Source organism: Tepidimonas aquatica (genome assembly GCF_007556585.1).
GTDB classification, from domain to species: Bacteria; Pseudomonadota; Gammaproteobacteria; order Burkholderiales; family Burkholderiaceae_C; genus Tepidimonas; species Tepidimonas aquatica.
Window position 1 is genome coordinate 1 of the sequence record NZ_VJNA01000004.1, and the last position, 21,224, is coordinate 21,224.

A 21,224-nucleotide genomic window follows, 5' to 3' on the forward strand; every position below is an offset into this window, starting at 1 on the left:
ATGGCGCTCGTCGGTGTCGGAGCGGCGCTGGCACTGGGCTGAGCTGCGGTGACGTTCGCGCGACGGCGCGTCGGGGAGGGCAATTGCCCTCCGGCGAAACTGCCGATGTTAGTTGCCGCGCTTTTCCACCTTGATCATCTCGAGGCGGGCGAGTTCGTTGCCGACCATGATGATCTTCTGGCCGTCCTTGGTTTCCATGACCTGTCCGGCCTTCATGCCCACGGTCCGGCCGAGCCGATCCTCCATGGCCATCTTGCCGTCCTTGAACACGTACACGGTGGAACCGTCCTTGAGGTCAAACTTCTGGGCGACATTGTCCATGTCGACTGCGAAGGCGGTGCCTGCGACTGCGAGCATCGAGGCCATGATTGCGAGCTTCTTGAGCATTGATTTCTCCGGGTTGATGGGTTTGACAAATTGTAGCGTGAAGTGTCGGCGCGCGTCAAGCTACTTGTCGCCTCTGTCACGCAGCAATCGGCTGAATGTCTCCTCGGCTCACAGCCGTTGTGACCACAGAGTCGCGTTCAGGGTTGAGGGTAACGGCCCGGATGTGCGACCAGTCGCGTGTGCCGCGTGACCAGCGCGCGGGGTTGCGTTCGCGAGCCTGGAGGTAGACCTGGTGCCGAGCCGCAAGGATCGCGACGTCGTGGCTGTCATGTCCCGGATGATTATGGGGTCGCTGTGCCCCGTGCGCCTTGCATCTGGCCATCCTCGCGACGTTTTTCAACGGCCTGCTAGGTGGCGCAGCACCTCGTCACGCACGATGTCGGCCAGGTCGTTCGTCAGCGTCGGTGGCAGCGGCGGTGCCTGATGCTGCAGTTGCTGCAACCACTGCACCCACGCGGTGTGCAGCCGTTGCTGCAGCAGCGGCATCAGGCGCGCCACCGTGCGGTCCACCAGCGCGTCGATCAGCGCTTCGTCCACATCCGGCGCCGGCACGGCCGCCCCTGCGGCTGCGGGCGGCGTCGGGTCAAGCGGCAGGGTGGGGTTCGGTGCGGGCGCTGTGCGTTGCGGCAACACGACGGGCGCCACCACGTCGGTCAACGTGGGCACCAACGCAGGTGGGGCGCGCCGGTTGTCCATCACGCCTGGGCGGGCGCACCGGCGCGGGCGGCCCGGTCATGGGCTTGGGGTTCCCAACCCAACTGCTGGTAGCGGCGCCAGCGCTGCCGTGCGGCCGCTTTGGCCTCGTCGTCGGTGCTGACGATTTCGATGACCCGCGCGGGCTGCACGGCTTGGTCCAGCCAGTTCAACCACTGAGGCTGCGCGTTCACCACCACCCCGCGCTGCCCTTGCGGCGGCACCGTCGGCGGTGCCAGCACGATCGGCGAGCGCTGCACCAACAGAGCGGGAGCGTCATAGCGCACGTGCGGCACGAAGTCGTCGGCCGGCAGCGTCCACAACGCTTCGTCCAGCGCCGTCAGCTCGTCGTCGGCCACCGCCACCCACACCCGCGCGCGCGACGCGTGCGCCTTGGCCAACAGCCGGCACAGATAAGCCCGCCAGCCCTGCGGCGCGGCGGGCACGTTCAGGTGGAACGCCACCTGGGTCACGCCGCCGCCCCCTTGCGGCGCCCGCGGCGCGTCGCGCCGCCCTGGCGCCCCAGCTCGGCCAGGTAGCGCAGCAACAGCGGCACCGGGCGGCCGGTGGCGCCCTTGTCCTTGCCGCCCTTCCACGCCGTGCCGGCGATGTCCAGGTGCGCCCATGGCGTGTCGCCGACGAAGCGCTGCAAAAACTTGGCCGCCGTCACCGAACCGGCCGGACGCCCGCCAACGTTGGCCACGTCGGCAAAGTTGCTTTTGAGCGCCTCGGCATAGTCGTCGTCCAGCGGCATGCGCCAGCAGGGATCAAGCGCCGCCTCACCGGCCTGTAGCAACGCCTGCGCCAACGCGTCGTCGTTGGCGTACAAGCCGCTGCGCACCGCACCCAGTGCGATGACGCACGCCCCGGTTAATGTGGCCACGTCCACGATCGCGCGCGGCTTGAAGCGCTGCGCGTAGGTCAGCGCGTCGCACAGGATCAGGCGCCCCTCGGCGTCGGTGTTGAGGACTTCGATGGTCTGCCCGCTCATGCTGCGCACGACGTCGCCGGGCTTGGTCGCCCCGCCACCGGGCATGTTTTCGCACGCCGGAATCAGCCCCACCACGTTGAGCGCCGGGCGCAACCGCGGCAGCGCCGCGAACACCCCCAGCACGCTGGCCGCGCCGCTCATGTCGAACTTCATTTCATCCATGTCGGCGGCGGGCTTGAGCGAAATGCCGCCGGTGTCGAACGTGATGCCTTTGCCGACCAGCACCACCGGCGCTTCGCGCTTGGGTGCGCCCTGGTAGCGCAGCACGATGAAGCGCAGCGGCTCGTGGCTGCCACGCGCCACCGCCAGCAGGGCCCCCATGCCGAGCTTTTCGACTTCCTTGGGCCCCAGCACCTCGACCTCGACGTCGGGCCCCGCCAGCGCCTGCGCCGCACGTGCCAGGTCCACCGGCCGCGCGTGGTTGGCCGGGCGGTTGGCCCATTCTTTGGCCAGTTCCTGCCCGTGCACGGTGGCCACGGCCCACTCGAACGCCTCGTGCAACGAAGGCGCATCGGCCACGCCGACGATGACGCGCTGCAACGCGCGCGGCTGCGGCTTGGTCAGGGTGGTCGTGTAGCGGTAGCTCGCTTCGGCGATGCCCAACACCGCCGCCGCCAGCGCCGCCGCGTCCGCCGCCCCCAGCTGGATCAGCACCGTGCGCGGTGCCGCGCCCTTCAGCGCCCCCCACGCCGCCGCCACCGCCTGGCGCACCTTGCGCGCCGCGCCATCGCCGCAACGCACCGCCACGACACGGCGCGCGCGCACACCGTGCACCCGGTGGCCCGCCAGCCATTGCCCCGCGTCGCGCGCTAGGTCGCCATCACGCACGGCCTGCTGCACCCACACCCCCAGCGCGTCCTCGGCGGACGGGGCGTCTTGGTCGTCGGCGTCACGCCACAGCACGATCAGCGCGTCGGCGTCGGCCACGGCGGCTTCGGTTCGGCTCAGGGGTCGCAATTCAAAGTCCATAATTCCAACCTGTCGTACCTCGGATCGAGAGTTGGTGATGTTATTCGAATCGTCGCTGCGCCGCGAGTTGGCACGCTCCTTTGGCGCGGCGCTGGTGGTGATGCTGACCGTGGTGTTGACCATGTTGCTGGTGCGCACCCTTGGTCAAGCCAGCCGCGGCGAGGTCGACCCGCAGGCGTTGTTGCTGTTTTTGACGCTGGCAGTCACCGGACAGCTGCCGATCGTGCTGACGGTGGCGCTGATGGCGGCCGTGGTCGGCACGCTGGCGCGGCTGTACCGCGACAGTGAAATGGTGGTTTGGCACACCGCCGGGCTGGGGCTGACACGTTTTGTGCCGCCGGTGCTGCGCTTTGCCTGGCCGGTCTGGCTGGCCGTGGCGGTGCTGGCGTTGCTGGTGGGGCCATGGGCACGGCAGCAAACCGACGAGCTGCGTCAACGCTACGAGCAGCGCAACGACCTGCAGCGCATCGCCCCGGGGCAGTTTCAGGAATCGGCCAACGGCCGGCGGGTGCTGTTCGTCGACCGCGACGCCGAGGCCGGCCACAGCGGGCGACACATCTTTATCTTCGACCATGAACCCGACGGCGCCTACAGCATCGTTACCGCGCGCGCCGGCGAGCTGCATGCCGATGAACGCGGCACCCACCTGACGCTGCACGATGGCCAGCGCTGGCGGCGCAGCGCCGACGCGCGGGTGTGGGAAGGGGCAGCCTTTGAGCGCTACACAGTACGCGTGGCCGATGCGCCTGTAGCGGCCGTGGAGCTGCGCCGCCGTAGCGCGATGCCGACCTGGATGCTGTGGGCCAGCACCGATGCGGCGCTGCAGGCCGAGCTGGCCTGGCGGGTGGGGTTGGTGGTGTGCGCGGTCAACCTGGTGTTGCTGGCGCTGGCCGCTACCAGCGCGCAGCCACGCCTGGGGCGCAGCGGCAACCTGCTGTTCATGCTGCTGGCGTTTGTCGTGTACTACAACATGCTCGGGGTCGGGCAGGACTGGGCCACCCGTGGCCGCGTGTCGCCCTGGGGCTTTGTGGCGGCCCTGCACGGGGGTGTGGCCCTGCTGACGCTGGCATGGCTGGCGTGGCGTGAGCTGCCGCGCCCGCGCTGGCGGCGCGCCCGTGCGGAGGCGCCCGCATGAAAACCGTACGCCGGCTGCTGCATGGCGAAGCCCTGGGGGCCATCACGTTCGTGCTGGCGGGCTTTTTGGCGTTGTTTGCCTTTTTCGACTTCGTCGATGAGCTGGGCTCGCTCGGCGCGCCGTCGCTGACGCAGCCAGGGGCGGTGTACGGCGTGCCGCAGGCCCTGCTCGTGGTGTTGCTGTGGTTGCCTGCGCGGCTGTACGAACTGATGCCCATTGGTGTGCTGATCGGCACCGTGTACGCGCTGACGCGGCTGGCGCGCGACTCCGAGTTCACCATTCTGCGCGCCAGCGGCCTCGGGCCAGGGCTGGTGCTGCGGCTGGTGCTGGTGTTGGGCGTGGGCTGCGCGGCGCTGACGTTTGCCATTGGCGACTACGTGGCACCGCCGGCGGCGCGACAGGCGCAGCTGCTGAAAGCCCAGTACCGGGGCAACCTCAGCATTGGCAGCACCGGGGCATGGCTGCGCGAGCGTACCGACGGCACCGAGGTGCACGTGGTCAACGTGCGCGCCCTGACACCCGACGGCGAGCTGCGCGGCGTGCGTGTGCTGACGCTGGGCGCCGATGGCCGCTTGCAGGCCATCACCGAGGCCGCGCGCGGCACCATCGACCGGGGGGCGGGCGTGTGGCGGCTGGCCGAGGTTCGGCGCGACCACTGGGAGGCCGACGGCACACTGCACACAGCGACGCTGCCGACGCTCGACTGGCACACCAGCCTGAGCGCCGACATGCTCAACGTCGCGCTACTCAAGCCGCAGCGCATGCGCACGCTGGACCTGTGGCAGTACATGCGCCACTTGGAACGCAACGACCAAAACGCCCAACGCTACGCCATCGAGTTCTGGCGCAAGCTGCTGTACCCGCTAGGCTGCGTGGTGATGGTGGTGCTGGCGCTGCCGTTTGCCTACCTGCACTTCCGCCAGCAGGGCCTGGCCGGCTACGTGTTTGGCGGCATCATGATTGGCATCAGCTTCGTGCTGGTCAACGGTATTTTCAGCCACATGGGCAACCTGCTGGGCTGGGCACCGTGGCTGGCGGCCGGGGCCACCCCGGTGCTGTACCTGACCCTGTCGCTGGCGGCGCTGGGCTGGATGGTGCTGCGACGCTGAACCTCGGCCCCACCCGATCACCCATTGCACCATGAACCTACATCAATTTCGTTTTGTGCTGGAGGCCGTGCGCCGCAACCTCAACCTGACCGAGGCGGCCAAGGCGCTGCACACCTCACAGCCGGGCGTGTCCAAGGCCATCTTGGAGCTGGAAGACGAGCTCGGCGTCGATATCTTTGCCCGCCACGGCAAACGCATCAAGCGGCTGACCGAGCCCGGGCAGCACGTGCTGCGCAGCATCGAAATCATCATGCGCGAGGTGGCCAACCTCAAGCGCATCGGCGAGCAGTACGCGGCGCAAGACAGCGGCACGCTGTCGATCGCCACCACGCACACGCAGGCGCGCTACGTGCTGCCGGCGCCGGTGGCGCGGCTGCGCCAGATCTACCCCAAAGTGGGCATCAGCCTGCACCAAGGCGCGCCCGATCAGGTGGCGCGCTGGGTGCTGGAGGAAGTGGCCGACATCGGCATCGCCACCGAATCGCTGACGCAGTACCCAGACCTCGTCACCCTGCCCTGCTACGAATGGCAGCACGCGCTGGTGCTGCCGCCCGGCCACCCGCTGCTGCAACTCGAGCGCATCGGGCTGGAGGATCTGGCGCAGGTGCCGCTGATCACCTACCACCCTACCTTCACCGGACGCACCCGCATCGACCAGGCCTTTGCCCAGCGGGGCCTCACCCCGCACATCGTGCTGGAAGCGATCGACTCCGACGTCATCAAGACCTACGTCAAGCTCGGCATGGGCGTCGGCATCGTGGCGGAAATGGCCGTGGCCGGTGACGAGCGCACGCCGGAGCTGGCCGTGCGCCCGGCCGGCCACCTGTTCGGCACCAACGTGGCGCGGGTGGCGTTCAAGCGCGGGGTCTACCTGCGCCAGTTCGTGCTGCGGTTTGCCGAGCTGCTCAGCGAGCGGCTGTCGCGCGACCTGATCTACAAAGCCCTGGAGGGCCAAGGCCATGACGACCAGCTCTGACCCCACCGTGCGCACCCCGGTGCCCCCCAGCCGCCTGCCACAGGTTGGCACGACCATCTTCACCGTGATGTCCGCGTTGGCGCAGCAGGTGGGCGCGGTCAACCTGGGGCAGGGGTTCCCGGACTTCGACCCGGACCCGGCGCTGGCGCAGGCGGTGGGCGCGGCGATGGCCGCCGGCCACCACCAGTACCCGCCGATGGCGGGTGTGCCGGCGCTGCGCGAGGCCATCGCACGCAAGGTCGCCACGCTGTACGGGCGCGCGTACGACCCGATCAACGAAATCACCGTCACCGCAGGCGCCACGCAAGCCATCCTGACAGCGCTGCTGGCGCTGGTGCAGCCGGGTGACGAGATCATCGTGCTGGAGCCATGCTACGACAGCTACGTGCCCGGCATCGAGCTGGCCGGTGGCACCGTCGTGCGGGTGCCGCTGACCGACGGCAGCTTGCGGCCGGACTTCGACCGGCTGGCCGCGGCGCTGACGGCGCGCACGCGCGCCATCATCGTCAACACCCCGCACAACCCCAGCGGCACCGTGTGGCGCGCCGACGACCTGCAGCGCTTGTGGAACGTGGTGGCCGACACCGACGTGCTGCTGATCGGCGACGAGGTGTACGAGCACATGGTCTACGACGGCCAGCCGCACGCCAGCCTGGCCACCCACCCCGGGCTGGCGGCGCGCAGCCTCATCGTCAGCAGTTTTGGCAAAACCTACCACGTCACCGGCTGGAAAGTGGGCTACTGCCTGGCGCCAGCGCCGCTGATGGCCGAGTTCCGCAAGGTGCACCAATTCAACGTGTTCACGGTCAACACGCCGATGCAGCACGCGTTGGCGGCGTACATGGCCGACCCGGCCCCATACCTGGGGCTGGCAGCCTTTTACCAGGCCAAGCGCGACCGCTTCCGCGCGGGGCTGGCCGGCACGCGGCTGCGCCTGCTGCCGTGCGAGGGCACCTACTTCCAGTGCGTGGATTACGGGGCGCTGGCGGTGCCGGAACGCCACCTGCCCGTGGCTGAGTTCTGCCAGTGGCTCACACGCGAGGTGGGCGTGGCGGCGATCCCCCTGTCGGCGTTTTATGGCGACGGGCGCAACCAACAGCTGGTGCGGCTGTGCTTTGCCAAGCGCGACGCCACGCTGGACGAGGCCCTGCAGCGGCTGGCGCGGCTATGACCCCTGCAGCGCCGCCAGTGCCTTGTCCAGGCGTTTGACGCTGACCGGGTACGGGGTGCGCAGCTCTTGGGCGAACAGGCTCACGCGCAGCTCTTCCAGCATCCAGCGCAACGCCGTCAGGCGCTCGTCCGGCGCCCCGCGGCGCTCGGCCAGCAGGCGCCACACGCGCTGCTGCAGCGGCTGCAACTCGGCCAGCCGTTGCTGGTCGCGCGCCGGGTCTTGACGGCATTTGTCCAGGCGCATCTGCACGGCCTTGAGGTAGCGCGGCAGGTGCACGAGCTGCGCCCACGGCGTGTCCAGCACGAAGCGTGGCCCCACCAGGCGCTGCAGTTGCTGCTGCACGTCCGCCACGGTGACGCCTGGCAGGCCGCGCGCTTCTTTCAGCTTGCGCTGCGCAGCGCTCCACTCGGTCAGAATCTGCAGCGTCAGGCGTGCCACCTCGTGTGCCACCAGCGCCAGGCGCGTGCGCCCTTGCTGCACGCAAGCCTCGAACGAGGCCTCGTCATGGGGGGGCGACTGCAAAAACGCGCGCTCAACAGCCAGCGCCAGGATCTGCTCGCGCAGCTCGTCGGCGGTGCCCAGCGGCATGTACAGCACGCCCAGCGTGGCCTGCTCGGGCAGCTGGCGCTGCAGCAGCTTGAGCGTGTCGCGCACCTGCAACGCGACCAGGCGACGCAGCCCGATGCGGTGCTCGCGCGCGGCCACCTCGGGCTCGTCAAACACCGCCACGCGCACGGCGTCCCCGGCGTCTTGCAGCGCAGGGTAGCCGATCAGGGTCTGGCGTCCGTGACGGATTTCCACCAGCTCGGGCCAGGACCCAAACACCCAGCGGGTGTGGCGCGCTTCGGTGTCCCACACCCCGGCCGCCGGCGGCGTGGGCGGCAGCTCCACCGCCGCACCGCCCGGGGCGGTGGCCGGCGACGCAGACGGTGGTGGCGCGGCAGCGGCCGGTGCCGCGGGAGCTGCCTGCGCGGCACGCTTGAGCGTGGCCAACGCGGCAAACGCCCCGCGCGCCTGCTCGCCCCACTGGGCTTTGAGGGCGGCCACGTCGCGCCCCATGGCCAGTTGGCGCCCGTGCTCGTCGAGCACGCGCACGTTCATGCTCAGGTGCGCCGGCAGCGTCTCCAGCTTGAAGTCGCTGACCTGCACGGGCAGCCCCGTGCGCGCGCGCACCTCGTCCAGCACCGCTTGCAGCAGGCTGCCCTGGCCAAAGCGCTCGGGCGCGCTTAAGCGCTGCGTGATCGCTTCGGCGGTGGCCGGCAGCGGCACCAGGCGGGCGCGGGGCTTTTGCGGCAGGCTCTTGAGCAGCGCCGCCACCTTGTCCTTGAGCATGCCGGGCACCAGCCACTCCAGCCGCTGGGGATCGACCTGGTTGAGCGCGAACAGCGGCACGTCCACCGTGACGCCATCGCGGACGTGCCCAGGCTCGTGCAGGTAGTGCGCCCGGCAGTCCACCCCGCCCAGGCGCACCAGCGCGGGGTAGGCGTCGGTGGTGATGCCGGCAGCCTCGTGGCGCATCAACTCGTCGCGGCTGAGCTTGAGCAGCTCGGGCTGCTGGCGGCTGGCGCTGCGCCACCAACGCTCCAACGCCCGGCCGCTGCAGACGTCGGCCGGCAACTGGCGGTCGTAGAAGGCGTAAATCAGCGCCTCGTCCACCAGCACGTCCTGGCGGCGCGCCTTGTGCTCCAGTTGCTGCACCTCGCGCAGCACGCGGCGGTTGTGTTGCCAAAAGGGCAGCCGCGTCTCCCACGTGTCCTCGGTCAGTCCCGCCACCAGCGCTTCGCGAATGAACACCTCGCGCGCGCCGGCTGGGTCGATGCGCTCGTAGGCCACGCGCCGCCCGCTGTACACCGCCAGGCCCCACAGCGTGCCGCGCTCGTGCGCGATCACCTCGGCGCTGCGGGGGTCCCAGTGCGGCTCGCCCAGCTCGCGCCGGATCAGGTGCGGCGCCACCTGCTCGATCCACGGCGGCTCGATGGCCGCAATGCCCCGTCCGTACAGGCGCGTGGTCTCGACCAGTTCGGCGCACACGATCCAGCGCGCCGGCTTTTTGCGCAGGCGCACACCAGGGTGCGGCCAGAATTTGATGCCGCGCGCGCCCTGCCAGTGGTCTTCGGTGTCGTGCTTGAGGCCGACGTGCCCGATCAAGCCGGCCAACAGGCTGCAGTGCAACTGTTCGTAGCTGGCGGGTGTGCCGTTGGGGCGCCACCCGTGCTCGGCGGCGATCTGGTGCAGCTGCTGGTGCACGTCGCGCCATTCGCGCACACGCTTGACGTTGATGAAATGCTCGCGCAGCAGCGCCTCGTACTGGCGGTGCGACAGTTTGTGCGTCGGCGTCCCGTCCGGCCCCGGGTGACCACCGCGCGCTTGATCCAGCCACGTCCACAGCTTGAGCAGGCCGACAAACTCGCTGCGCTCGTCGTCGAAGCGCGCGTGCGCGGCGTCGGCCTTGGCGGCGTGTTCCAGCGGCCGCTCACGCACGTCCTGCAGGGACAGCGCGCTGGCCACCACCAGCACCTCGGCCAGCGCACCGCGGCGCTGCCCCTCCACCAGCATGCGGCCGATGCGCGGATCCAGCGGCAACCGTGCCAGCTCGCGCCCCAGCGCCGTCAGCATGCCCTGCTCGTCCAGCGCGCCGAGCTCGGTCAGCGTTTGCAGCCCGTCGGCCACCGCGCGCCGCGACGGCGCTTCCAAAAACGGAAACGCCTCAATGTCGCCCAACCCCAGCGCCTTCATGCGCAGGATCACCCCCGCCAGCGACGAGCGCAGGATTTCCGGGTCGGTGTAGCGCGGGCTGCGCGCGAAGTCCTGTTCGTCGTACAGGCGGATGCAGATGCCCTCGGCCACGCGACCGCAGCGCCCCGCGCGCTGGTTGGCCGCGGCCTGGCTGATGGGTTCAATCTGCAACTGCTCGACCTTGCTGCGCAGGCTGTAGCGCTTGACGCGCGCCAGGCCCGAGTCGATGACGTAGCGGATGCCGGGCACGGTCAGCGACGTTTCGGCCACGTTGGTGGCCAGCACCACGCGGCGCGCACCGCTGGGGTGAAAGATGCGGTTTTGCTCCGCGGCGCTCAGGCGCGCGTACAGGGGCAGCACCTCGGTGCCGCGCAGCGCCGGCTGGTGGCTGAGGTGGCGGCGCAGGTGGTCGGCGGCGTCGCGGATTTCACGCTCGCCCGGCAAAAACACGAGGATGTCGCCATCGTGCGCACCGCCGCGCCACAGCTCATCCACCGCCTCGGCGATGGCGTCGTTGAGTCCGTGGTCGCGCGACTCCTCAAACGGCCGCCAGCGGATTTCCACCGGGTAGGTGCGCCCGCTGACGTGGATGACCGGCGCCGGCCCGCGCGGCCCGGCAAAGTGCTGCGCAAAGCGCTCGGCGTCGATGGTGGCCGAGGTGACGATGACTTTCAGGTCTGGCCGCCGCGGCAGCAACTGCTTGAGGTAGCCCAGCAAAAAATCGATGTTGAGGCTGCGCTCGTGCGCTTCGTCGATGATCAGCGTGTCGTAAGCGCGCAGCAGCGGATCGCGCTGCGTTTCGGCCAGCACAATGCCGTCGGTCATCAGCTTGATCGCCGTGCCGGGCTGCAGCCGGTCGTGGAACCGGATCTGGTAGCCGACCAGCCGTCCCAGCTCAGTTTGCGTCTCCTCGGCGATGCGCGCCGCCACCGACATGGCCGCGATGCGCCGCGGCTGCGTGTGGCCAATCAGCGGCCGGCGCCCCGAGCCCGGCTGCCACGCCAGACCACCGCCACGCCCCAGCCCCAAGGCGATCTTGGGCAGTTGCGTCGTTTTGCCCGACCCCGTCTCGCCGCACACCACGATGACCTGGTGCTCGCGCAGCGCGGCCTCGATGTCGGCGCGCCGCGCCGACACCGGCAGGTGGTCGGGAAAGGTCAGCACCGGCGCGCCCGCCGGCTGATGGCACACTATCGCTTCGTCGCGCATGGGTGCGCGATTATCCCCAACCTGCGCCATGTCCACCGTTTTCAACTTCACCTTCGTGCCTTGGTTTCGTGCGGTGGCGCCGTACATCCACAAATTTCGCCACCAAACGTTTGTGGTGGGCGTGCCCGGGGAGGCCATCGCGGCGGGCAAGCTGCCCAATCTGGTGCAGGACTTGGCGCTGATCCAAAGCATGGGCGTGCGCGTGGTGCTGGTGCACGGCTTTCGCCCGCAGGTGGACGAGCAACTGCGCGCCAAAGGACACGCCGCGCGCTTTCATAGCGGTATCCGCATCACCGACCCGGTGGCGCTGGACTGCGCGCAGGAGGCCGCCGGCCAACTGCGCTTCGAAATCGAGGCGGCCTTCAGCATGGGGCTGCCCAACACCCCGATGGCCGGCGCAAAGGTGCGCGTGATTTCGGGCAACTTCATCACCGCCCGGCCTATCGGCATTGTCGATGGCGTGGATTTTCAGCACTCGGGCCTGGTGCGCAAGGTGGACGTGGCCGGCATCAAGGGCGCGCTGGACATGGGCGCGCTGGTGCTGCTGTCGCCGTTTGGCTTTTCGCTGACCGGCGAAGCGTTCAACCTGACGATGGAAGAGGTGGCCACGAGCGTGGCCGTGGCGCTGCAGGCCGACAAGCTGATCTTCGTCACCGAGATCCCCGGCATCCGCGTGCGGCCGTTCGATCCGCCGGGCGAGGACAACCCCATCGACACCGAACTGTCGCTGGCCGACGCGCAGGCCATTTTGGCGCAGGCCCCCACACCGACCCAGCCCACCGAGCCGGCCTTTTACCTGCAGCACTGCGTGCGCGCCTGCCTGGGCGGGGTGGAACGCAGCCACATCATCCCGTTCGCAGTGGACGGGTCGTTGCTGCTGGAGGTGTACGTGCACGACGGCATCGGCACGATGGTGGTGGACGAAAAACTCGAAAACCTGCGCGAGGCCACGCCCGACGACGTCGGGGGCATCCTGCAGTTGATCGAGCCGTTCGAACGCGACGGCACGCTGGTCAAACGCAGCCGCACCGAAATCGAGCGCGACATCGCCAACTACACCATCATCGAGCACGACGGCGTCATCTTCGGCTGCGCGGCGCTGTACCCTTACCCCGAAGCCAAGACCGGCGAGATGGCGGCGTTGACCGTGGCGCCGCAGGCCCAGGGCCAGGGTGACGGCGAGCGTTTGCTCAAGCGCATCGAGCAGCGCGCGCGCTTGATGGGGTTGCAAAGCATCTTCGTGCTCACCACGCGCACGATGCACTGGTTCCTCAAGCGCGGCTTTCAACCGGTGTCGCCTGACTGGCTGCCCGAGGCGCGCAAGCGCAAATACAACTGGGACCGGCGCAGCCAGGTGCTGGTCAAGCGCCTGAGCTGAACTCAAGCCGGTCCATCACATGACACGGTGCGGGCCGCCGCGGGCAGCTTCGTCCTGGCGCGTCTTCCACAGGGAGTACAACACGCCCCCCGCGATCAAGCCCAAGGTCACCGACAGCGAAACCACCGCCGGGATCTTGCCCACGATGCCGACCAGGAAAATCTTCGCCCCGATGAACACCAGCACCAGCGCCAGCGCGTACTTGAGGTAGTAGAAGCGGTGGATCATCGCCGCCAGCGCAAAGTACAGCGCCCGCAGGCCCAGAATCGCAAAGATGTTGCTGGTGTAGACGATGAACGGGTCGGTGGTGATGGCAAAGATGGCCGGCACCGAGTCGACGGCGAAGATCAGGTCGGCCGTCTCCACCAGCACCAGCGCGAGCAGCAGGGGCGTCGCCCACAGCACGGGCTGCCCGGTCGCGGGGTGCGGCTCGCGCACCACGAAGGCATTGCCGCGCAGACCATCCGTCACGCGCATGCGCCGGCGCAGAAATTTCAGCAACGGGTTGTGGGCGATGTCGGGCTCCTCATCCGCCGCTAACCACATCTTCACACCCGTGATGACCAAAAAGCCGCCGAACACGTACAGGATCCACGCGAACTTCTGGACCAGCGCCGCGCCCAGACCGATCATCAGCGCACGCAGAACGATCACGCCCAAAATGCCCCAGAACAGCACCCGGTGCTGGTACAGGCGCGGAATGCCCAGAAAGCCAAAGATCAGCGCGATCACGAAGACGTTGTCCATGGACAGCGACTTCTCGATCAGAAAACCGGTGTAGTACGCCATGCCGCTGTCGGCACCCAGGTACCACCACACCCAGGTGCCGAACAGCAGGCCCGCCGTGATGTAACCCACCGACAGCAGCAGGCTTTCGCGCACGCCAATCTCGCGCTGCTCGCGGTGCAGCACGCCCAGGTCAAAGACCAGCAAGGCGATGACGATGCCGATGAACACCGCCCAGATCCAGGCGGGTTTGCCCATGAAATCGGCGGCCCCCAAAGCAAGCAAAGCGTCCATGCGGTGCTCGGATAAGTGTCGGAAGCCGCGATTATACGAACGGCACGGTCCGAAAAAAAATACCGATGACACGGATAATAGGTTCGAAAAAACCGAAACGTCAGATGCTCAACTACCGCCACCTGTACTACTTTTGGATGGTCGCGCGCGAAGGCGGCTTTGCCCGTGCGGCCGAGCGCCTGGACATGGCGGTGCAGACGGTCAGCGTCCAGGTGCGCGAGTTGGAACGGGCGCTGGGCCACCAGCTCCTGCGCCCGGCCGGCCGCACCGTGGCCCTGACCAACGCCGGCCGGGCCGCCTTTGCGCGGGCGGACGAGATTTTTCGCATCGGCAGCAGCCTGCCCCAGGCCGTGCGCGAGGCAGCCAGCCGCCCGGCGCTGCGCCTGGCCGTGGGGCTGTCGGACGGCCTGTCCAAACTGGCGGCGCACGCGCTGTTGCAGCCGCTGCTGGATGCGCCCGATCTGCACCTCGTCTGCCACGAAGGCGAGCCTGCGGCCTTGCTCGCGGAACTGGCGCTGCACCGCCTGGACCTGGTGCTGACCGGCCAGCCAGCGACGCCGTTGCCCACCTTTGCCGTGGACAGCGAGCGCCCGGCCAGCTCACCCGTGGACTGGTACGGTCCGGCGACGCTGGTCACGCCCGACGCCCGGCGCGGCTTTCCCCACACGCTGCAGGGGCTGCCCGTGCTGCTGCCGACCGCGCATTCGCCCTTGCGCCCACTGCTGGACCGCTGGTTGGACGAGCACGGCCTGTGCCCCCGGGTCGCCGGAGAGTTCGAGGACAGCGCCCTGATGGCCGTGTTTGCCGCGCGCGGGCTGGGGGTCTTCCCCGCCAGCCGCCTGGGCTTGGACAGCGACGGGCCGCTGCCGGGACTGCTGCCGCTGGGGGCATGCGAGGGCGTGCGGGAAGACATCCACGCCATCCTGAGCCGGCGCATGCGCCAACACCCGCTGGTGCAACGGCTGCTGCAGCATGCCGCCAGCCCCCGTAACGGCATCCCGAAAAAACGAAACCGCCTCCGTGGGAGGCGGCTCGGTGGCAGCCGGGTTACGGCCCGGCGTGCCCGATCGCTCAGGCGCCGGCATGCTTGCCGACGCGCGCCGACATCACTGCTTCTGCTCGGCCGGCTTTTCCTCGCCAGCGGGCTGCTGCGCGGGTTGCTGCGCTTGGTCGGCCGCAGGCGTGGCGGGCTGTTGGGCGGGTTGCACGGCCTGGTCAGCCGGCGCAGCGGCCGGAGCGGGGGCCGGCGCAGCGGCGGGCGCGGGCTCTTCCTTCTTGCCACAAGCGGTCAGAGCAGCGGCGGCCAGCAAAGCGGCCAGCAGGGTGGTCTTGTTCATCTTCGTATCGTTCGGGTTAGGGTTACCGGATGCATCGCGTTCCCAGGCACCGCCGGCTCGGCCCTGGGATGATCCCGTGCCCTTTCGCTCGTTCAGGAGCCAAAGGGCTGACAACCCAGATTATCGCCCAACCTAGGGTTTACCATTGTAAGCAATCGTAACGAATGCTACGTTGGTTAGCATTTTCAGTCAGCGTCGTCGGTGACGTGCAGCCAGCCCGCCTCGTGCCACTGTTGCAACGCGTGCTGCACCGACGCGCTGGCCCGGCGCACCGCCGCCGCCGGCAGCGCGCGCTCGTCGGCCAGACGCTGCAACAACGCAGCGTCGCGCCCCCGCGCACGGTAGGACTCGCCGTTGATGAACACGTGCTCGTCATCGTAGGCCATGCGCGTGCGCCGGTCCAGCACCACCGCGCTTGGGCGCCACGCCTGCGCCGGTGGGTCGAACCACACACGTGGCTTGGGCTCGGTCATCACCTCGCCCAGCGCGCACGCCAGCGCGCGCTGATCCGCCAGCAGGCGGTGCACGCCCTCCAGGGCAAAGGCCAACAACGCCGTTGGCACGCGCGCTGGCTGCGCGGTGGCGGGCTGGCCGGCATCGCGGTACAGCACGTCGTCGTCCCATTCATCGGCCAGGCGTTGCACCAGCTCGGCCGCCAGCCCCCCGCGTTGCGGCACGCGAAAGCCGATCGAGTACGTCATGCACTCGCCGCCTTCGGCCACGCCATCGTGCGCCCAGCGCGGCGGCAGGTACAGCATGTCGCCAGGCTCCAGCACCCACTCGTGCTGCGGCTCGAAGCGTTGCAGGATTTTGCACAGCAGGTCCGGGCGCAGCGACAGGTCGCGCTGCCGCCCGATGCGCCAACGGCGCCGACCCTGGGCCTGCAACAAAAAGACGTCGTAGCTGTCGTAGTGCGGCCCCACGCCGCCGCCGTCGCTGGCCCACGAAATCATCACATCGTCCAGCCGCACATCGGGCACGAAGCGAAAGCGCTGCATCAGCGCGTGCACGGCGTCGTCGTGCAGGTCCACCCCCTGCACCAGCAGCGTCCAGCCGGGGCGTCGGCGCGGTGGCAGCGCGGCGGCCCCGCGCCGCGCGTTTGGGTCGAACGGCCCGTGGCGCAGGGTCCACGCGCCGGCCGGATCGGCGGCTTGGGGGTGCTGCTCGATCACGCGCGACTCGACGTCGTCGCGCGCGGCCAGCGCTACCAACGCTTCACGCGACAGCAGCGGCGCAAACCCCGGGATCGCCTGGCGCACCAGCAAGGGCTTGCGCTGCCAGTGGCGGCGCATGAACTGGCGCGGTGTCAGACCCCCAAGCAGGGGCGTGGGCGTGTCCAAGGCGGCGTGCGCCCCGGCGCCCGGCGTGTGACCGGCGGTCGTGCGGCGGTTGGAAGACTTCATGGGACAATTGTCCAATGAAAGTGACCCCTCCTTGCGTGGTGAGCCTGAGCTGGAAGCTCACCGACACCCTGGGCGACGTGCTGGACGCGTCGGACGAACCGGTCGAATTTTTCGTCGGTGGGCGTGACCTGCTGGCCGCCATCGAACAGGCCTTGCAGGGCAAGGAGCCCGGCGCGCGCCTGGACCTGCACCTGGAGCCGAAAGACGCGTTTGGCGATTTCGACGACCAGCTGATTTTTTTGGAGCCACGCAGCGCCTTCCCTGCGGAACTGGAGGTCGGCATGGCGTTTGAGGGGCTGCCGCCGGGCTGCAGCGCCGACGCGCCGCGCGATCGGCTGTACTTCGTCAGCGAGATTTACCCCGAGCACGTGGTGCTGGACGGCAACCACCCGCTGGCCGGCATGGCGCTGCGGCTGCAGCTGACGCTGCACGATGTGCGCGAGCCCACCGTCGACGAGGTGGGCCGTGGCAGCACCGGCACGGGGTTTTTTCAGATCCGGGTCGGCGACTGACGCCGCTCACGCGCGGCCGGTCGAGCCGTAGCCGCCCTCGCCGCGCGCCGTCGCCTCGGCAAACGCCTCGACGACACGAAACTGCGCCTGCACCACTGGCACGATCACGAGTTGCGCGATGCGCTCCAGCGGCTCGATGGTGAAGGGCACGGGACTGCGGTTCCAGGCGCTGACCATGAGCTGCCCCTGGTAGTCACTGTCGATCAGCCCGACCAGATTGCCCAGCACCAGACCGTGTTTGTGGCCCAGACCGGAGCGCGGCAGGATCAGCGCCGCGTAGCCGGGGTCGGCCAAATGGATGGCCAGCCCCGTGGGCACCAGTTGCCAGGCGTTGGGCGCCAGCGTCAGCGGGACATCCAAGCAGGCGCGCAGGTCCAGCCCGGCGCTGCCCGGTGTGGCGTAGGCGGGCGGCTGTCCGTGCAGCCGGGGGTCGAGGATCTTGACGTCGACGTGCATGGGGGTGGCATGCGCGGGGCGGCACTGGCATCGGGCCGCCCCGGCGGGGTCACTGCTGGGCCTTCTTGGCGGCTTCCTCGAGCGCCTTGATGGGGTCGAGTTCCTCGACCTGCTCGTTCGGGGCGGATTCGTCCTGCGCCTCGTCGGGGTTGGCCTGTGCTTCGTCGCCCCACGGCGAGGCGCCATTGTCACCCAACTGGTCGAGTTTTTCCATCACGGCGGCATCGTCCACCTTCGTCTTGGGGCCCAGGTGGTCGACGACCAGCCCGGGGAAAGCCATGATGACGGCCACCATAATGAGCTGCAGCGTGATGAAGGCGATCGAACCCTTGTAGATCTGGGCCGTGGTTACCGCGGGAATGCGCTGCTTGGTCACGCGATCCGTGTAGTCCTCGCGCGGCGCGACGCTGCGCAGATAGAACAGCGCAAAGCCAAACGGCGGCGTCAGGAAGGAGGTCTGCAGGTTCATCGCGATGATCACACCGAACCAGATCAGGTCGATGCCCATCTTGTCGGCCACCGGCGCCAGCAGCGGGATCACGATGAAGGCGATCTCGAAGAAGTCGATGAACATGCCGAGGATGAACACCAGCAGGTTCACGACGATCAGGAACCCGAGCGCGCCACCCGGCAGCTTGTCGAATAGATGCTCGACCCAGACGTGGCCGTCAGCCGCGTTGAACGTGAAGCTGAACACCGTGGAGCCGATCAGGATGAACATCACGAAGATGGTCAGCTTGGTGGCGTTCTCCATCGCCTGCTTCAGCAGCGACAGCGACAAGCGCCCGCGCGAGGCCGCCATGATCAGCGCCCCCACCGCGCCCATCGCACCGCCTTCCGTCGGCGTGGCGATGCCCAGGAAGATGGTCCCGAGCACCAGGAAGATCAGGATCAGCGGCGGAATGAGCACAAAGGTGACGCGCTCGGCCAGACGCGACAGCAGACCCAGCCGCACCACGCGGTTGAGAATCGCCAGCCCGAGGGCCACGAAGGACGCGATGGCGATCGAGAAGATCACGACCTCATCCCCCGGCGCAGCCCCTTCACGGCCAGTCAGCGGGTTGATCAGCGCCTCGTGGTTGTGCGCCCAGGCGAAGCCGGCCACCGCCGCCACCGCCATCAGCACGAGAAGCGAGCGGTGCCCGCTGGCGCCATTGGGCTCGTTGTAGATACGCGCCTCGGGAGGCAGCGGGGGGACCCACGACGGCCGGAAGATCGCCACCGCCGCGATGAACAGCAGATACAGGCCCACCAGCATCAGGCCGGGGACCAGACCGCCGGCATACATGTCCCCGACCGAGCGGCCCAGTTGGTCGGCCAACACGATCAGCACCAGCGACGGCGGAATGGCCTGCGCCAGCGTGCCCGAGGCGGTGATGGTGCCGGTGGCGATGGTGCGGTTGTAGCCGTAACGCAGCATGATGGGCAGGGAGATCAAGCCCATCGAGATGACGGCCGCGGCCACGACGCCGGTGGTGGCTGCCAGCAGGGCACCGACCAGCACCACGGCCACCGCCAGCCCGCCGCGCACCGGGCCAAACACCTGGCCGACGGTCTCCAGCAGATCCTCGGCCATGCCGCTGCGCTCCAGGATGATGCCCATGAGCGTGAAGAACGGGATGGCCAGCAGCGTGTCGTTTTGCATGATGCCGAACACGCGCAGCGGCAGCGCCTGAAACAGCGTGTCCGCAAACAGGCCGATCTCCATGCCGATGAAGCCGAAGAACAGCCCTGTCGCCGCCAGCCCGAAGGCCACGGGGAAGCCGCTCAGCAGAAAGACCAGCAGCCCGGCGAACATCACCGGGACGAAGTTGTTGGTGAGGAATTCGACCATGGTCGTCTCGTCGCTCAGTGTTGGCGGGCCGCCGCGGCGACCTCTTCTTCATGGCGCTTCTCGGCTTCGGCGATGTCCTTGGCGAGCTGCTGCGCCTCGCTCGGGCCCGTATGCGCCAGCACGTCGGGGCCGTGCCCAGTGAGGAAGGCGATGCGCTTGATCAACTCGCTCACGCTCTGCAGAAACAGGATGACGAAGCCCACCGGAATGAGCAGATAGACCGGCCAGCGAATCAGCCCCCCGGCGTTGGACGACATCTCACCGGACTGCCAGGCGCGCTCGAACAGCGGCCAGCCCAGCACCACCATCATGTAGCACAGCGGCAGGACGAAGACGAGGATGCCGACGATGTCGACCCAGTTGCGGGTGCGGTCGGAGAACTTGCTGGACACGAAGTCGATGCGCACGTGGGCGTTGCGCAGGAAGGCATAGCCGCCGCCGAGCAGGAACACGGCTGCGAACAGGTACCACTGGATCTCGAGGAAGGCGTTCGAACTCATGTCGAACGCTTTGCGCATAACAGCATTACCGGCGCTGATCAGCGTGGTCGCCAGGATCAGCCACATGCCGAGCTTGCCGATGCGGTCGCTGATGGCATCGATCAGCCGAGAGAAGGTGAGCAGCGCTTGCATTCCTATCCCCTGGTTCAGGGTCCCGAACGAGAAAGCCGGGCAGTATACCAACCAACCGGCACGGCCCGCAGGGCGTGCCGGTGCCGCCCGGCACCACACCCAACGGTCACCCACAAAAAACCCCGCTTGCGCGGGGCTGGGGATGACCGCCCTCGTCGATTACAGCTTGGTGCCCTGCATGTAGCGGTCGAACGCCGCTTCCGACAGGCGGAACCACAGGTTCTGGTCGCGACGGAAAGCCGCGTAGTCGCTGTAGATCTTCTTCCAGTTGGGGTTGGAGTTGCTCAGCTCGTCGTACAGCGCCATGGCCTGCTTGAAGGCCTCGTCCATCACCGTCTTCGGGAACGGCGCCACTTTGGTGCCAGCCGCGACCAGACGCTTGAGCGCTGCCGGGTTGCGGGCGTCGTAGCGGGCCTGCATTTCGGCGTGGGCATAGGCCGCCGCCGACTCGACCATGGCCTTGTATTCGGCCGACAGGTCGTTGTAGGCCTTCTTGTTGATGTAGAAGTCGACCTGGGCGCCACCTTCCCAGAAGCCCGGGTAGTAATAGTTCTTGGCGACCTTGTTGAAGCCGAGCTTCTCGTCGTCGTACGGTCCGATCCATTCGCAGGCGTCGATCGTGCCCTTCTCCAGCGCCTGGTAGATTTCACCACCCGGGATGTTCTGCGGCACCGCGCCCAGACGGCTGAGCACCTTGCCGGCGAAGCCGCCCATGCGGAACTTCAGGCCCTTGAAGTCCTGCGGGCCCTTGATCTCCTTGCGGAACCAGCCGCCCATCTGGGCGCCGGTGTTGCCGCCCGGGAAGTTGACGATGCTGTACTGATCGTAGAACTCACGGAACAGCTTCAGGCCGTTGCCTTCGTAGTACCACGCCGTGAGCTGGCGGCTGTTCAGGCCGAACGGAATGGCTGTGCCGATGGCGAAAGTGTCATCTTTGCCAAAGTAGTAATACGCGCACGTGTGACCCGCCTCCACCGTGCCTTGCTGCACCGCGTCCACCACGCCCAAGGCGGGCACCAGTTCACCCGGAGCATGCACCGTCACCTGGAACTTGCCACCGGACATCTCGCCGATCTTCTTGGCGAACACGTCGGCCGCGCCGTGGATGGTGTCCAGCGACTTGGGGAAGCTGGAGGTCAGGCGCCAGCGCACTGTGGGCTGCGCATGCACGGCCGGGGCGGCACCGGCGGCCAAAACACCGGCGATACCGGCATGTTTGATGACGGAACGACGATCCATAAAGACAATCTCCTCAGGTTGACGGCCGGCGGGCGTC

General features: G+C 68.4%; 17 protein-coding genes and 2 pseudogenes. 7 read left to right on the forward strand and 12 right to left on the reverse strand.

The genetic code is table 11. From position 1 onward, the window contains the following. Positions 1-108: 108 nt before the first annotated feature. From copK to Taqua_RS01935, 5 genes and pseudogenes are all read right to left on the reverse strand, one after another. Entirely contained in the window at positions 109-387 is a 279-nt protein-coding gene (gene copK / locus Taqua_RS01915; protein ID WP_144324351.1) for a periplasmic Cu(I)/Cu(II)-binding protein CopK, read from the reverse strand. 76 nt (positions 388-463) lie between these two features. Next, a pseudogene (locus tag Taqua_RS01920) lies at positions 464-673 on the reverse strand (IS3-like element ISAzo10 family transposase); the annotation flags it as partial. Between the two features lie 50 nt (positions 674-723). Next, positions 724-1,083 (reverse strand): hypothetical protein, encoded by a 360-nt coding sequence (locus Taqua_RS01925; protein ID WP_144324352.1) that lies wholly within the window; start codon positions 1,081-1,083, stop codon positions 724-726. After that, complete coding sequence (locus Taqua_RS01930; protein ID WP_185969533.1) at positions 1,083-1,553, reverse strand: DNA polymerase III subunit chi; 471 nt, start codon at positions 1,551-1,553, stop codon at positions 1,083-1,085. The genes Taqua_RS01925 and Taqua_RS01930 overlap by 1 nt, the downstream gene beginning before the upstream one ends. Next, the gene (locus Taqua_RS01935) at positions 1,550-3,040 is read right to left on the reverse strand and encodes a leucyl aminopeptidase (RefSeq protein WP_144324354.1); all 1,491 of its coding nucleotides are present in this window, start codon (positions 3,038-3,040) and stop codon (positions 1,550-1,552) included. The genes Taqua_RS01930 and Taqua_RS01935 overlap by 4 nt, the downstream gene beginning before the upstream one ends. Before the next feature lie 37 nt (positions 3,041-3,077). Between Taqua_RS01935 and lptF the strand changes: the two genes are divergently transcribed. From lptF to Taqua_RS01955, 4 genes are read left to right on the forward strand one after another with little or no spacing between them, the layout of a single operon-like run. Next, a complete protein-coding gene (gene lptF / locus Taqua_RS01940) occupies positions 3,078-4,175 on the forward strand; it encodes an LPS export ABC transporter permease LptF (protein WP_144324355.1) in 1,098 nt (365 codons plus the stop codon). Continuing rightward, positions 4,172-5,284: an LPS export ABC transporter permease LptG gene (gene lptG / locus Taqua_RS01945; protein WP_144324356.1), complete on the forward strand. Its 1,113-nt coding sequence runs from the start codon at positions 4,172-4,174 to the stop codon at positions 5,282-5,284. The genes lptF and lptG overlap by 4 nt, the downstream gene beginning before the upstream one ends. 31 nt (positions 5,285-5,315) lie before the next feature. After that, positions 5,316-6,260: a CysB family HTH-type transcriptional regulator gene (locus tag Taqua_RS01950; RefSeq protein ID WP_144324357.1), complete on the forward strand. Its 945-nt coding sequence runs from the start codon at positions 5,316-5,318 to the stop codon at positions 6,258-6,260. After that, entirely contained in the window at positions 6,244-7,431 is a 1,188-nt protein-coding gene (locus tag Taqua_RS01955) for a pyridoxal phosphate-dependent aminotransferase (RefSeq protein WP_144324358.1), read from the forward strand. Before Taqua_RS01950 ends, Taqua_RS01955 begins: the two co-directional genes overlap by 17 nt. On the opposite strand, the gene hrpA is transcribed toward Taqua_RS01955, so the two are convergent. Further along, positions 7,426-11,376 (reverse strand): ATP-dependent RNA helicase HrpA, encoded by a 3,951-nt coding sequence (gene hrpA, locus Taqua_RS01960; RefSeq protein ID WP_144324359.1) that lies wholly within the window; start codon positions 11,374-11,376, stop codon positions 7,426-7,428. The two genes, Taqua_RS01955 and hrpA, sit on opposite strands and share 6 nt — an antisense overlap. A gap of 28 nt (positions 11,377-11,404) precedes the next feature. On the opposite strand from hrpA, the gene argA reads away from it, so the two are divergent. Further along, positions 11,405-12,754 carry an amino-acid N-acetyltransferase gene (argA, locus tag Taqua_RS01965; protein WP_144324360.1) on the forward strand — a complete coding sequence of 450 codons (1,350 nt, stop codon included), beginning with the start codon at positions 11,405-11,407 and terminating at the stop codon, positions 12,752-12,754. 15 nt (positions 12,755-12,769) lie between these two features. Here the strand turns inward: argA and Taqua_RS01970 are convergent, their stop codons facing one another. After that, positions 12,770-13,774: a TerC family protein gene (locus Taqua_RS01970; RefSeq protein ID WP_144324361.1), complete on the reverse strand. Its 1,005-nt coding sequence runs from the start codon at positions 13,772-13,774 to the stop codon at positions 12,770-12,772. A gap of 104 nt (positions 13,775-13,878) precedes the next feature. Here Taqua_RS01970 and Taqua_RS01975 point away from each other — a divergent pair. Then, positions 13,879-14,751: pseudogene (locus Taqua_RS01975) on the forward strand (LysR family transcriptional regulator); the annotation flags it as partial. Between the two features lie 545 nt (positions 14,752-15,296). On the opposite strand, the gene Taqua_RS01985 reads toward Taqua_RS01975, so the two are convergent. Next, positions 15,297-16,403 (reverse strand): JmjC domain-containing protein, encoded by a 1,107-nt coding sequence (locus Taqua_RS01985; RefSeq protein WP_246094583.1) that lies wholly within the window; start codon positions 16,401-16,403, stop codon positions 15,297-15,299. Positions 16,404-16,528: 125 nt separating this feature from the next. Here Taqua_RS01985 and Taqua_RS01990 point away from each other — a divergent pair, with 125 nt between their 5' ends. Beyond that, on the forward strand, positions 16,529-17,026 hold the full coding sequence (locus Taqua_RS01990; protein ID WP_144324363.1) for an FKBP-type peptidyl-prolyl cis-trans isomerase: 498 nt from the start codon (positions 16,529-16,531) through the stop codon (positions 17,024-17,026). Positions 17,027-17,032: 6 nt separating this feature from the next. Here Taqua_RS01990 and dut read toward each other — a convergent pair whose 3' ends face one another. The 4 genes from dut to Taqua_RS02010 form a co-directional block, all read right to left on the reverse strand. Then, positions 17,033-17,482 (reverse strand): dUTP diphosphatase, encoded by a 450-nt coding sequence (gene dut, locus Taqua_RS01995; protein ID WP_144324364.1) that lies wholly within the window; start codon positions 17,480-17,482, stop codon positions 17,033-17,035. A gap of 49 nt (positions 17,483-17,531) precedes the next feature. Further along, positions 17,532-19,316, reverse strand: a complete 1,785-nt coding sequence (locus Taqua_RS02000; RefSeq protein WP_144324365.1) for a TRAP transporter large permease — start codon at positions 19,314-19,316, stop codon at positions 17,532-17,534. Between the two features lie 14 nt (positions 19,317-19,330). Next, positions 19,331-19,948: a TRAP transporter small permease subunit gene (locus Taqua_RS02005; protein ID WP_043699096.1), complete on the reverse strand. Its 618-nt coding sequence runs from the start codon at positions 19,946-19,948 to the stop codon at positions 19,331-19,333. A gap of 159 nt (positions 19,949-20,107) precedes the next feature. Then, positions 20,108-21,187, reverse strand: coding sequence for a TRAP transporter substrate-binding protein (locus Taqua_RS02010; RefSeq protein ID WP_144324430.1), 1,080 nt, complete (start codon positions 21,185-21,187; stop codon positions 20,108-20,110). Between the last annotated feature and the right edge of the window lie 37 nt (positions 21,188-21,224).

Excerpts from the sequence above, each read along its gene's own strand:
- copK (WP_144324351.1), bottom strand. The coding sequence starts at position 387 with ATGCTCAAGAAGCTCGCAATCATGGCCTCGATGCTCGCAGTCGCAGGC.
- Taqua_RS01925 (WP_144324352.1), bottom strand. The coding sequence starts at position 1,083 with ATGGACAACCGGCGCGCCCCACCTGCGTTGGTGCCCACGTTGACCGAC.
- Taqua_RS01935 (WP_144324354.1), bottom strand. The coding sequence starts at position 3,040 with ATGGACTTTGAATTGCGACCCCTGAGCCGAACCGAAGCCGCCGTGGCC.
- lptF (WP_144324355.1), top strand. The coding sequence starts at position 3,078 with ATGTTATTCGAATCGTCGCTGCGCCGCGAGTTGGCACGCTCCTTTGGC.
- lptG (WP_144324356.1), top strand. The coding sequence starts at position 4,172 with ATGAAAACCGTACGCCGGCTGCTGCATGGCGAAGCCCTGGGGGCCATC.
- Taqua_RS01950 (WP_144324357.1), top strand. The coding sequence starts at position 5,316 with ATGAACCTACATCAATTTCGTTTTGTGCTGGAGGCCGTGCGCCGCAAC.
- Taqua_RS01955 (WP_144324358.1), top strand. The coding sequence starts at position 6,244 with ATGACGACCAGCTCTGACCCCACCGTGCGCACCCCGGTGCCCCCCAGC.
- hrpA (WP_144324359.1), bottom strand. The coding sequence starts at position 11,376 with ATGCGCGACGAAGCGATAGTGTGCCATCAGCCGGCGGGCGCGCCGGTG.
- argA (WP_144324360.1), top strand. The coding sequence starts at position 11,405 with ATGTCCACCGTTTTCAACTTCACCTTCGTGCCTTGGTTTCGTGCGGTG.
- Taqua_RS01970 (WP_144324361.1), bottom strand. The coding sequence starts at position 13,774 with ATGGACGCTTTGCTTGCTTTGGGGGCCGCCGATTTCATGGGCAAACCC.
- Taqua_RS01985 (WP_246094583.1), bottom strand. The coding sequence starts at position 16,403 with ATGCGCCGCCACTGGCAGCGCAAGCCCTTGCTGGTGCGCCAGGCGATC.
- Taqua_RS01990 (WP_144324363.1), top strand. The coding sequence starts at position 16,529 with ATGAAAGTGACCCCTCCTTGCGTGGTGAGCCTGAGCTGGAAGCTCACC.
- dut (WP_144324364.1), bottom strand. The coding sequence starts at position 17,482 with ATGCACGTCGACGTCAAGATCCTCGACCCCCGGCTGCACGGACAGCCG.
- Taqua_RS02000 (WP_144324365.1), bottom strand. The coding sequence starts at position 19,316 with ATGGTCGAATTCCTCACCAACAACTTCGTCCCGGTGATGTTCGCCGGG.
- Taqua_RS02005 (WP_043699096.1), bottom strand. The coding sequence starts at position 19,948 with ATGCAAGCGCTGCTCACCTTCTCTCGGCTGATCGATGCCATCAGCGAC.
- Taqua_RS02010 (WP_144324430.1), bottom strand. The coding sequence starts at position 21,187 with ATGGATCGTCGTTCCGTCATCAAACATGCCGGTATCGCCGGTGTTTTG.